Source organism: Nocardiopsis kunsanensis DSM 44524, from assembly GCF_000340965.1.
In the GTDB taxonomy this organism is placed as follows: domain Bacteria; phylum Actinomycetota; class Actinomycetes; order Streptosporangiales; family Streptosporangiaceae; genus Nocardiopsis; species Nocardiopsis kunsanensis.
In genome coordinates this window covers 146,454-158,674 of record NZ_ANAY01000015.1, presented here as the reverse complement: position 1 = coordinate 158,674, position 12,221 = coordinate 146,454, and the positions used below count along the sequence as shown (strand labels likewise).

General features: G+C 68.3%; 8 protein-coding genes and 1 pseudogene. 7 read left to right on the top strand and 2 right to left on the bottom strand.

The window, feature by feature from the left end; translation table 11 throughout:
- Window positions 1–129 precede the first annotated feature (129 nt).
- Window positions 130–957: a sigma-70 family RNA polymerase sigma factor gene (locus tag D456_RS0112390; RefSeq protein WP_017576498.1), complete on the bottom strand. Its 828-nt coding sequence runs from the start codon at window positions 955–957 to the stop codon at window positions 130–132.
- 311 nt (window positions 958–1,268) lie between these two features.
- On the opposite strand from D456_RS0112390, the pseudogene D456_RS27500 reads away from it, so the two are divergent.
- The 7 genes and pseudogenes from D456_RS27500 to D456_RS0112355 form a co-directional block, all read left to right on the top strand.
- Window positions 1,269–2,012, top strand: a pseudogene (locus tag D456_RS27500) (ABC transporter ATP-binding protein); the annotation flags it as partial.
- A 651-nt stretch (window positions 2,013–2,663) separates the two neighbouring features.
- Complete coding sequence (locus tag D456_RS0112380; RefSeq protein WP_017576496.1) at window positions 2,664–3,494, top strand: alpha/beta fold hydrolase; 831 nt, start codon at window positions 2,664–2,666, stop codon at window positions 3,492–3,494.
- A 154-nt stretch (window positions 3,495–3,648) separates the two neighbouring features.
- Complete coding sequence (locus D456_RS0112375) at window positions 3,649–5,535, top strand: helix-turn-helix domain-containing protein (protein ID WP_026115800.1); 1,887 nt, start codon at window positions 3,649–3,651, stop codon at window positions 5,533–5,535.
- 120 nt (window positions 5,536–5,655) lie between these two features.
- A complete protein-coding gene (locus tag D456_RS0112370) occupies window positions 5,656–6,927 on the top strand; it encodes a hydroxymethylglutaryl-CoA reductase, degradative (RefSeq protein ID WP_017576494.1) in 1,272 nt (423 codons plus the stop codon).
- Window positions 6,924–7,388, top strand: a complete 465-nt coding sequence (locus tag D456_RS0112365; protein WP_017576493.1) for a hypothetical protein — start codon at window positions 6,924–6,926, stop codon at window positions 7,386–7,388. Before D456_RS0112370 ends, D456_RS0112365 begins: the two co-directional genes overlap by 4 nt.
- Window positions 7,385–8,773 carry a tripartite tricarboxylate transporter permease gene (locus D456_RS0112360; RefSeq protein WP_017576492.1) on the top strand — a complete coding sequence of 463 codons (1,389 nt, stop codon included), beginning with the start codon at window positions 7,385–7,387 and terminating at the stop codon, window positions 8,771–8,773. The genes D456_RS0112365 and D456_RS0112360 overlap by 4 nt, the downstream gene beginning before the upstream one ends.
- Before the next feature lie 246 nt (window positions 8,774–9,019).
- On the top strand, window positions 9,020–10,183 hold the full coding sequence (locus D456_RS0112355; protein ID WP_017576491.1) for a calcium:proton antiporter: 1,164 nt from the start codon (window positions 9,020–9,022) through the stop codon (window positions 10,181–10,183).
- A gap of 763 nt (window positions 10,184–10,946) precedes the next feature.
- Here the strand turns inward: D456_RS0112355 and D456_RS0112350 are convergent.
- Window positions 10,947–12,128, bottom strand: a complete 1,182-nt coding sequence (locus D456_RS0112350; RefSeq protein WP_026115799.1) for a hypothetical protein — start codon at window positions 12,126–12,128, stop codon at window positions 10,947–10,949.
- Window positions 12,129–12,221 lie beyond the last annotated feature (93 nt).

The window sequence follows — 12,221 nt, the reverse complement described above, 5'->3', positions numbered from 1 at the left end:
TCAGGTCATCCCAGACAACATCAGGTCAGAGCAAAACGGAAGCGCGACTGTAGTACCAGGTGCTGACCGAAAACCGGGGACCGCTCGCGTTCTCTGCCGTAGCGGACCTCGATCGAGCACGTTCGGTAGTTATTCTCGGACGAAGAACTCCTTGCGCAGTTGGCTCACCGCCGAGGAAAGGATCCGGGAGACCTGCATCTGGGAGCAACCCAGGTGTTCGGCGATGACTGTCTGTGGCAGCTCACCGAAAAAACTCAAGGCGATGGCATGGCGCTCTCTTTGCGGAAGCCTGTTGATCGCTGCTCTCAGCGTCTGCCGGTCGACGACGGACTCCAGGTCCTTGTCGAGCTGGCTGATGGTGCCGGCGAGGGTTCCGGCGGTACCTTCCTCCGCGGTACCCCAAGGGGTCTCCAGGGAGATCGCCGAGTAGGAGGCGGCCGCGTTGAGGAACTCCGAGGTCTGTGCCTCACTCAGGCCGAAGTGCTCGGCGATCTCGTCCCGGCGCGGTTCCCTGGCGTGGTTCTGGGTGAACTCCATGACGAACTTGTTCAGCTCGGAGCGCTTCTCACGCCAGTGGCGGGGTACGTTCACCGACCACTCGTGGTCGCGGAAGTGGCGCTTGATCTCACCGGAAACGACCGGCAAGAGGTAGGAGACGAAACGCACCCCGCGCGTGGGGTCGTACCCCCTGATCGCCTTCATCAGCCCCAGACAGGCCACTTGGAACAGTTCTTCGGAGTCGACCCCGCGGTTGCGGAACCGGGATGCCTCCTTGGCCACAACGGGGCGCACGATCTGTTCGATGCGTGTGCGCAATTCACAGGCGGTGCTGCTGTCGCTCTTCACTTCTGACAGGGCCTCCAGGAGGTTCTCCGCCTCCCGGCGCTCGACGGGCTTCCGTGGTTGGGGAACCAGGTTCCGGTTCTGGGTTCGTGGAGCTGTCGTCGTGTTCTGCATAGCGCTCCTAACCCGCCCCCTCGAGAGGAGACCGGCGGCGAGAGGGCATGCACGACCAAGGCGTACAGCCTGGTCGGACCCCGTGTAATAGGCCGCGCTATCGGACCTGATCCGCACGCTACTCACAAGCAGCGCCGCACGTCAATAAACTCTTGCCAATGAAATTACATGCAAGGTGTATAGTTTTTTATAAATAGTTTCCATTGCCTTCTTCAGAGGTGTTTGCGTTGTCGCTCGCTGTGCTCGGTCCCAGTCTGTGCAGGGTGCTCTTCCGGTCTGTGTGAACCATCGTCCCCATGTGAGGATCCACTGTGCTCGACCCTGTCATCTCCGTAGATAAACTTTCTGTCAGCTACCCTGGGTGTGATGTCTCTGCGGTGGCAGAAATGGAATCCTCCGTGGAGGAGGGGGAGGTTTTCGGTTTTCTCGGGCCCAGGGGGGCCGGAAAGTCCACTACCCAGCGAGTGCTCACCCGCCTTCTGCGCCGCTACGGGGGGAGGGTCCAGGTGCTGGGCCGTCCCCTGCACGAGTGGGGGCGGACTACTTCGAGCACGTGGGTGTGGGCTTCGAGCTCCCCGCCGGGTTCGGCAGGCTGACCGTCCGCGAGAACCTGGCCGCTTTCGCGTCGCTGTACAGAGGCCCGGTCGAGGACCCAGACGCTTTGCTCGAACGCGTCGACCTGACCGATGCCGCCGACCGCCGGGCCGACGAGCTGTCCAAGGGCATGCGGATGCGGATGAACCTGGCACGGTCGCTCATCAACCGGCCCGAACTGCTCTTCCTGGACGAACCCACCTCCGGGCAGGATCCGGTGCGTTCCGCACTCCTGCGCGGGCTCGTCCGGGAGACCGCGCAGACGGGATGCACGGTGTTCCTGACCACACACGACATGGTCACGGCCGATCTGCTCTGTGACCGGCTCGCCTTCGTGACCCGGGGGCGGATCGCGGCGATCGACACCCCGCGCGGTTTCAATCTCGGACACGGCAGGCCGGGCCTCGTCGCCGAGATCAAGGGCGCAGGGGCCAGGGAACTGTCAATGGAGTCCCTCACCGACGTCGATCGACAGCTCAGCGACCGGATCGAGGCACTCATCGCCCGCCGCGACACGTTGCAACGGTTGGCCGACGGCGACCGGTCCCTCCTTCCCCAACGCGCCTGCGCAATTCTGGACCGGCTCACCGATCTCGGTTTCCGTTCCGACTTCGTGGCCACACAACGCGAGGGCCTGGTCCTGGCTCGGGCGCTGGCTCCGGAGTTCTTCGAGGGCTTCGTGACCCAGCTCGAGCACCGGCTCGACGATCCCGAGTACGTCGAGTTGCAGAAACGAGGCTGGGACGCACTGTCCTGGGACCCGGACGACCCGCGACTCGAGGAAATCGCATCCGCTCTGGCCGACAACCTGCTGGCCGACCGCGTGCTGATGGAGGCGCAGGCCGACTTCTTCTCCACACCGGACGCCATCACCCGTTACGGACTGATCAACAACCACCGGGCAGATCAGATGCCGAGCATGGCTCGGTTGACCGAGCTCATCGAGGAGAGGCTGCGCGCTGCCGGCTTCGACATCCCCCACCACTGAGAGGCTGAGAGCGAGCCTGGCCGAACAGGTACGGCTTGTCCGGGACGGCCCCCGGACTCTGTTGACCGCAAAGGCTAATGGTATTAACTTTCGGTTCCACGCTCTCTGGCAACCGGAGGACACCATGACCGAACACCTGACCGTCGATGCCGGCTCGATCGCCTACGAGGTCGAGGGCACCGGTCCATTGATCGTTCTCGCACACGGCATGGGCGACAGCCGCGCTGCTTACCGCCCGCTCGTGCCACACCTGCTGGAGGCCGGATACCGCCTCGCCTCCGTCGACCTGCGAGGATGCGGCGAATCCAGCACAGAGTGGACGGACTGGAGCCGCACCGCCATCGCGGGCGACCTGCGCGCCGTGGTCCGCCACCTGGGAGCTCCCGCCGTCCTGGTCGGCCACTCCATCTCCGGCGGGGCCGCCACCATCGCCGCGGCCCAGGAACACGACCTGTTCACCGCCGTCGTCGAGGTGGCCCCCTTCACCCGTGAGCAGTCCTTCGGACCGGCCCAGCTACGCGACCGGCGCGTGCGGCGGGGCATGCTGCGCCTGCTCGGCACGGTCGGCCTGGGCAGCGTACGGATGTGGCGTTCCTACCTGGACACGGCCTACCCCGGAACCAAGCCCGACCACTGGGCCGAGCGGCTCGACCACGTCGATACCCTGCTGCGCGAACCGGGCCGGATGAAGGCCCTCAAGGGCATGGGCATGACCACCCCCACCGACGCCGGAGCCCGGCTGGGCGGCGTACGCTGCCCGGTCCTGGTCCTCATGGGCACCCTCGACCCCGACTGGATCGACCCGCGCGCCGAAGGCCAGGCCGTCGTCGACGCCCTGCCCGAGGGGCTGGGACACCTGGAGATGATCGAGGGATCCGGCCACTACCCGCACGACCAGCACCCCGAGCAGGTCGCCTCCTTCCTGCTCGCCTTCCTGAAGTCCGTCGGCGCCTGAGGCCGGCAGGCGCAAGCTGGGCAGAAGGTCCGACCCCCGACCCCAGCTGCGTCCTCGGCGGCCGACAGGTGCGGCCGCGGGGCCGTATCGCCCGATCCGGGATCCCTCCAGGCCTGGTCAGGTACCCGATCACCCCTGCTGACAGACTGGACGGATGGAAGACAGCACTGTGCGGTTGGACGAAGCGGCGCAACGTGCCGTCATCGACCTGCTGCGCCGTCTGGAGACGGGTGAGCAGCCGGGGCCGGAGGAGGCACGTGAGTTCCTCGGCCCGACCGGAGAGGAACTGACAGCCCAGTTCCAGCGGACCTCCGCCCTCGTCGGGCGTCTCCGCCGACGCGAACGTGAGCTGCTCGCGCTGATCACCAGTACCCACGACCTGGTGCAGATCCACGACGTCCAAGCGGTCCTCAACCGCCTCGTGGGCCGCGCACACGACCTCATCGGCACCGAGGTCACCTACATGTCCCTCTACGACAGCCGCACCGACGAGCTGTTCGTCCGGGCCAGCCGAGGCACCGTCTCCCCGCTCTTCCCGGGGCTGCGGGTCCCCGCCGGGGTGGGTATCGCCAGTCGGGTCGTGCACACGCTGGCCCCGCAGTGGGTCGCCGACTACTGGGGGACCGCCGACTTCTCCCACGACCCGGAGATCGACCGGGCCATCACCGATGAGCACCTGCGCTCGATCCTGGGGGTGCCGGTCTCCGCCGACGGAGAGATCCTCGGGGTGCTCTTCGCGGCCGACCGCTCGGCCCGCTCCTTCGGCAGGGACGAGATCGCCCTGTTGTCGGCCTTCGCTGACCAGGCCGCGCTCATCCTGCGTACCGCACGCCTGTTCTCCGAGGCCACGGAGGCAGCGCAACGCGCCGAGAAACACGCCGACGACACGGCCACCGCCGCTCAGGTCCACGAACAACTGACGACCCTCGTGCTCTCCGGCCACAGCCCCCGTGAGATGGCCGCCACCCTCTCCGGCGCGTTGGGACGGCCCGTCTGTGTCTCCGACCGCGACCTCGCCCTCCTCGCATCGGCCCCGGAGGAGGCCGAGGTCTGGTGGAGATCGGGGAGCCTGATCCCCGAGGCCGTGCGGGCGGCCGAACGCAGCCGCGTCTCCGGACGCTGTGCCCACGTGGGCTCTCACGGTCTGGCGACCGTGGCGGCGGTGGTGGCCGGGTCGGCCTTCCTCGGGCTGGTCCTGGTGGGGGAGGCGCAAGCGCCCCCGACCGAGTTGGAACAACTCACCATCGAGCGTTCTGCGCAGATCCTGGCGCTGCTGACCATGCGGCAGGATGCGCTGACCGACGCCGAGGAGCGGGTACGCGGAGAACTGGCCCTGGACCTGCTCTCCGGTAGCGGCGAGACCGAATCACTCGAACGCCGCGCCCGGGCCAGAGGCATCGAACTCGACCGGCCCTGGACCGTCGTGGCCCTTCCCGTGCCGGACGAGCGCCGCCACGCTCTGCTCCGTTCCCTGTCCGGCGGCAGGGGATGGCTCGCGGCGGCCCAGGAGGACGGAGTGGCCGTACTCGCCCCCGTGGACGGCCCCCGCGAGCTGGCCGAGCAGGTCCGGGCCAGGGCACGACAGACCGAACGCGCCCCCGTGATCGCGGTGGCCGGACTCGCGCAGGGACCCGCGTCCCTTCCCGAGGTGGCGCGGGAGACCTGGGACTGCGCGCAGCTGCTGCCCCACCTGACGGACGAGGACGGGATCTTCCTCACCGAGGAGTACGAGCCCTACCTCTCCATGTTCGGCACCGACGGGCGCCGGGCACGACGGTTCGCCGAACGGCTGCTCGGGCCGGTCATCGACTGGGACAGCAAACACGGCACCGAACTGACCGACACACTCATCACCTACGTCGACCACGGTGCCGGCGTCACGCGCACCGCACGTGCCCTGTTCGTGCACCCCAACACGGTCAAACAGCGGCTGGAACGCCTGACGGCACTCCTGGGGCCGAACTGGCAGTCCCCCGAGAGCCTCTTCCGGCTCGGCGTGGCCGCCCGACTGCACCGCATCCGCACGAAACGGCCATGCTGACGCCGCGCCCTGTGGCCGAATCGGACATATCGCCGGGGTGGCCCCAGCTGCTTGCATAGCGGAAGTCAACAGTGATGCACCACACAAACTCTGGTGCCTTCTCACAGGAGGTATCCCACCTTGGCCCGCAACAGCAGGCTCTCCGGCTTCCGCGACCTCGATGTCGACGCCCGGCGTGAGGCCATCACACGCGAGTGCGGCATCGATCCCCACGCGCTCGCCGTACTGCAGACCGGAGGTCTGGACACCGGCACGGCCGACGGAATGATCGAGAACGCCATCGGGGTTCTCGGTGTCCCCCTGGGTGTGGCCACCAACTTCACGGTGAACGGCCAGGACGTCCTGGTGCCGATGGCGACCGAGGAACCGTCCGTGGTCGCCGCCTCCTCCAACGCCGCCCGTATCGCGCGTACACGCGGCGGCTTCACCACCACCAGTACCGACCCGGTGATGCAGGCCCAGGTCCAAGTGGTCGACGTCGCCGACCCCGGAGGGGCCCGCCTCCGCGTGCTGGAGGCCAAGGAGGAGATCATCGCCCTGGCCCAGAGCCAGGACCCCACCCTCACCCGCCTCGGCGGCGGTGTGGTCGACCTGACCGTACGGACCGTCCCGGCCGGGGAAGAGACCTACGTCGTGGCCCACCTGGCCGTCGACGTCCGCGACGCCATGGGAGCCAACGCCGTCAACACGATGGCCGAAGCCATCGCCCCGCGCGTCGCCGAACTCGCCCAGGGCCGCCCTCTGCTGCGCATCCTCACCAACCGGGCCGACCGGCGCATCAGCCGTGCCCGCGCGGTCCTGGACACCGAGGCGCTCGGAGGCGCGGAGGTCGCGCGCGACATCGTCCACGGCTGGCGGCTGGCCGCCGCCGACCCCTACCGCGCCGCCACCCACAACAAGGGCATCATGAACGGGGTCTCGGCCCTGGTCCTGGCGACCGGCAACGACACACGTGCCGTGGAGGCCGGCGCGCACGCCCACGCGGTCGACGCCTCCGGCCGCTACACCTCGCTGTCCACCTTCGAACCGGGAGCCGACGGCACCCTCGTGGCCACCCTGGAACTGCCTACCCCTGTGGGGCTGGTCGGCGGGGCCACGCGCACCCACCCGGCCGCTCGCGCCGCACTGGCGCTGACCGGGGTCTCCACCGCCCGGGAGCTGGGCGAACTGATCGCCGCCGTCGGGCTCGCCCAGAACATCGCGGCGGTGCGCGCCCTGGCCACCGAAGGCATCCAACGCGGCCACATGTCCTTGCACGCCCGCAACATCGCCGTCGCCGCCGGGGCAGAACCCCACGAGGTCGCGCCCCTGGTGGCCGCACTCGTGGCCGACCGCTCCTTCGGGGCCGAGCACGCCGAGGCCGTCCTGGCGCGGATGCGGGGCCGGGAATGAGCACACAGCAGGAGACCGGGGCGGCCCCCGAGGCGCAGGAGGCCCCCTACCTGGAAATCTGGGGAGACACGGTCGCACCCCGGCACACCCTCTGGGCCATCCTGATCGGCCTGGGGATCTCGGCGCCGCTCTACCTCGGTTCGGAGATGCTGCTGCAACACATCGGCGACGACCCCGAGGTCGCTTCCACGTACGCGCTCCTGGTGGGTCTGGCCGGTTGCCTGCTCAGCGGATTCGTCTGCGCGTTGCTGTTCCGTCCCAAACGTGTCCTGGGAGTGTCCGAGGCCGGGGGAGAGGGCCGCCGCAAGGCGATGGACGGCATCGAGGAAGAGCTCGGCCCCCTCGGTGATCCGGGAGAACTCCCGCCCGGGGTCCAGCAGGAGCTACGGACCCTGGGCCTGTACGACGATCTGCGGGAACAGCACGAACGCCGGTCCACCGACGCGGAGGAGCGGCAATGAGCCCTGACCTGATCAACGACATCGCCTGGGCCGTGGGTATGGGCGTCGTCGGCGCGGTGGTCTTCGCCTTCATCGGGCTGGCCTCCTACACCGACGAAACAGCCACCGTGGCGCCGCTGACCCTGCTGGTCGTGCTCCTGGGTGTGCCGCCCGCGGCCGTGTTCACCTTCTTCATGGGCGCGATCGTCGCCAAACACATGACCCACGCCATCCCCACAACGCTGTTGGGGATCCCGGGCGACACCCTGGCCGTACCGATGCTCCGGGACGCACAGATGCTGCGCGACCTCGGGGTACCGCACATCGCGCTGCGCAAGGCACTCTCCGGAGGGGTCCTCGCCGCCTTCGTCTCCGTGCCCCTGTCGGTGCTCTTCGCATGGCTGCTCAGCCCCTTCGCCGAGGCCATCGGATCGGCCGCACCGTGGATCTTCCTGGTGGCGGCGGTGCTCATCGCCTACACCTCCAAGGGCAAACTGGCCGCGGTGCTCGCCCTGGTCCCCTTCGTCCTGATGGTCGTGGGCCTGCAGAGCTTCGTGACCGAGACCACGGGCTCCTCGCTGACCATCAGCTTCTTCCTGGGTATCGCGATCGGACCGCTCATCGCGGACCTGTTCCTGTCGCTGTCCCCCGGTGGCCGGCAAACCCTGCGTCGCGACCGGCCCCGCTCCTTCGACCTGGCTCCGGACAACCGGACGTGGAAGGGACGCCTACCCAGTCCGTTCAAGATCCTCGACCGGAAGCAGCTCGGATACACGGGGGCTGCCGCTTCGGCCTCCAGCGCCACGTTCGTGTTCTCCCCGGTGGCGATGACCGTGCTCATGGGCGAGCTCGCCGGCTCGCGCATCAAGAACGTGTATCACCGCCTGACCACGGTGATGTCGGTGCGCAACGGCACCACTGAGGCCACCTACATCGCCGAGACCCTCATCCCGCTCATCGCTCTGGGACTTCCTCTGTCGCCGATGGCGGCCGGACCGGCAGCGCCCCTGTTCAACGCGCCTCCCGTCCACACGATGGACAACGAAACAGGGCAGACCAACAACCTGCACGACCTGCTGTCCGGGGGCGAGTTCCTCTTCTACGGGCTCCTGGGCGTGGTCCTGGCGGTCGTACTCGTCTACCCGTTCGCCATGACCTACGCCCACCGGGCCGCCGCGTTCGTGATGCGCCGCATCTCCCACGAGGCGATCATCGGCGCCTTCGCCGGTCTGATCCTGGTCATCTGCATGTACGAGGGAGGCCTGCTCGCCGTGGGCGTCACGGTGACCGTCGGACTGGTCGGCGGTCTGCTGAACAAACTGTTCAGCATGCACACAGGAGTCCAGTTCATGGGCTTCTACGTGGCTCTGCTGACGGTCCCGGCACTGCTGGCCGCGCTCGGCTGAACCGGACCGGTGGGCGCGGCCCGCCGAGCCGGGGACACCGGATCGTACCGGGGCGTCCACTCTCCCCCCGAGTGGGCGCCCCGGGTGCCTGAGCACTTCCGACCCGCGCAGCCGTGCTCCCCGGAGGACGCGGGCCCCGAACGCCGGCGATCGGTAGGATGAGTACAGGACGGAAGAGACCGGCGGGACGACCCGTCGGCACGAACATGAGCAGGGACGGCCCTGTAGAAACAGGGGTACAGGTCCGTGCGCACCACCGCTCTCGTCCGCACCGTTCTCACCCCGGCAGCCGTTGTCCGCCTCCTCCTGGGCTGGGGCGCGTTCGGCGCCCTCTCCCTCGCTGCGCCGACGCTCTCCGGGAACCTACCGACACCAGCGCTGTTCGCCGTCCTGGCGGGCATCATCGCGGTGATCGTCGTCTGCGCCTTCGGGGTCGTCACCCAGGCCGAACACCTCGCGCACCGCCTCGGAGACCCCTACGGCACCCTCGTACTGACCCTGTCGATCGTGCTGATCGAGGTCATCCTGATCTCCGCGGTGATGCTCGGACCCGGCGAACACGCCACCATCGCCCGTGACTCGGTGATGGCGGTCTCGATGATCATCCTGAACCTCGTCGTCGGGCTCGCCCTGCTCGTCGGCGGCATGCGGCACTCCGACCTGCGGCCCAACCACACCGGGGTCTCCGCCTACGTGTCCGTCCTCGTCGTGCTCACCACCGTGGCGTTCGCGCTGCCCGGGCTCATCGGTACCGGCGGTTCCTACAGCACGGGGCAGGCGTTCGCGGTCATCGCTCTCACCGTGCTGCTGTACGTCTTCTTCCTGTACCGGCAGACGGGCGCGCAACGCGGAGATTTCCAGGAGCCGGCACCCCAGGAGGCCCCCGGAACACACGGCTCTTCCCCCGTAGTGGAGGCGGCCGCGCGTACGCCGATCACCACGATCCTGTCGAGGCACCGCACCGAGGTCGTCGCCCGGACGGCCGTGCTCGTCGCGACGGTGATCCCGATCGTGCTGCTCTCACACGACATGGCGGCCCTGCTCGACGACGGCCTCGACCGCCTGGGCGCACCTATCGCGTTGTCGGGCATCATCATCGCGATGATCGTGTTCCTACCGGAAACCATCACCACGGTCCGTGCCGCCCACACCGGCGAGATCCAGCGCGTGAGCAACCTCTGCCACGGTGCCCTGGTTTCCACGGTCGGCCTGACGATCCCCTCGGTGCTCACCATCGGGCTCATCACCGACCGGACCGTGACTCTGGCCGAGAACCCCACCAACCTGGTCCTACTGGGTATCAGTCTGCTGCTCACCGTCAGCACCTTCACCGCTCAGCGTGTGACAGCTCTCCACGGTGCCGCGCATCTGCTGGTCTTCGTGCTCTACGGCATCACCGTGTTCTCTTAGCAGCTCGGAACCGGACTCAGCTGCGGATGCGACTGAACAGGGGGCCGAGTCGTCTCCCGCGCGGTACGTTCTGAGGGCCTACGGGTGCCGATTCCGCGCGCCTGTGGGGTAGAAGAGGGGGTGAGGTCTCCTCGGGCAGGGGAGTGAGGTCTCTCGTGAAACGGTACGGATGGCCAAGGTCAGGGCTGGCTTGTGCGAAGAGTGTCTGCCTGATTACAGGGGTGCGCGCAACCCCGATAGTTTTGGCTTCAAAACGATAACGGCGAGAGTTTGTGCAGGTCGGGAAGTCTGCGCCCCACGCACGTGGGGATGGACCGCACGATGCCCGAGCGTCTCGGCCAGCATCCGACTGCGCCCCACGCACGTGGGGATGGACCGCCCCCGCCGGAGCACCGGCGGGGGCGTGATCACTGCGCCCCACGCACGTGGGGATGGACCGGCGTCTCGTGGCTCAGCGGGCGGTTGTTCGTGCTGCGCCCCACGCACGTGGGGATGGACCGGGCCTGCCACACGACGGGTCCCCGAAGTCGGGCTGCGCCCCACGCACGTGGGGATGGACCGTCACCCCCGCCTCGGGCACGGCGCCGCTGGGCCTGCGCCCCACGCACGTGGGGATGGGCAGACGCTCAACCGGATCGAGACGGTCGCCGGTCTCCGGCGAGTCGGCGCGTGCACACACGCCCAGCTCGGAGGGTTCCGTCGAGGAGGCCTCACGGCGGGGCCTCAGGAGAGCTCCGCGTCTCCCGAGGCCCCCACCGGGTCCTCAGGAGTCCAGGAGGGACTGCAGGAGCTCACCGAACTCGTCGTCGTCGGTGAACAGCGAGGCCGAACCCTGCTCCTGGTCGATCTCGATCCGTACGGCACGCAGGTCGGGCAGATCGGACTCGGCGCGCTCCCGGGAAGAGGGGTGCCACCAGTACACCTGAGAGGTGATGGGCCTCTCACCCTCCTCGACGAAGCGACCGGCCATGTTCTGGAGGAGCTCGAGTGCCGCTACGGGGTGGCTGCTCTCCTCCCCGAGGACATGGGCCAGAACCACCTGAGGGACCGGCAGCGCCACGAGCACACCGTGCGGGGTGTGCTCCAAGTGCTTGCTCAGGACATGCAGCTGGGCGGACACGTACGGGTGCTCACCGCCGATGTGCACGAAGTTCATACCGCCGAAGTCGTGGTGTGAGACCTCCACGGGTTCGGCGACGCTGTTGGCGACCGCCTCACGATAGGTCTCCTCCTCCGAACGGCCGGTCTCCTCGTGCTGTTGCCGTGTCACCGGCTGGACGGTGTCGGTGGTGTCCAGGGCGACGGTCTCGAAGAGATCGGCCCCCGCCTGCCGACCGAGCAGGGTCTCGGCCACACCATCGGGGAAACCGGACTCCGGGTACAGGCGTACGCGCAGCTGCTCCGAGGAAGCCTGCGAGATGTCGGCCACTTCGGAGACCCGCTTGATGACGGCTTCGGCGAAGGGGGTCACTTCTTCGGAGGCCGTGTCCAGGTCCGCGCCCTCGACACGGGAGAGGTAGTCGCTCATGTCCATGGCGCCCCGTTCGCCGTCGCGAAGCGGGACGCTGATGGTCTGCGGGTCCTCGAAACGTGCGGAGTACCCGAGCTCCTGCAGGACCCTCACCAGGACCTGTCGTCCGTGGTCGTCCGGGCGCGGCGGGTAGTGCGTCCCCAGAGGCACACCCTGCTCGCGGACCTGGCGGATCAGGGCGAGGACCACCTGTTCGGCCAACTCCGGGTACTGCTCGGCCGGCAGGCCCCGGGCCTGCTCGATGGCGTCGGCGTAATCCGTCTCCAAGGGGTCGTTGCCGGGGATCTGGATACGCATCCCCGTCGGTGGGAGCTGTTCCACCTCGACGCCGTGACGCCCGTATGTCTCGAGCAGCAGGGACATGAGGTCGGGAACGTTCTGGGGACTGCTGCCCGTAGGCGTGCTGTCTGTCATCTCTGGTGCGACTTCCGGTCGGATTCGCGGGGGGTTCTTCCTTTCCCCATCGTGCCCCTTCCCGGGCGGCCGGGCGCGGGAGAACCCGCTCTG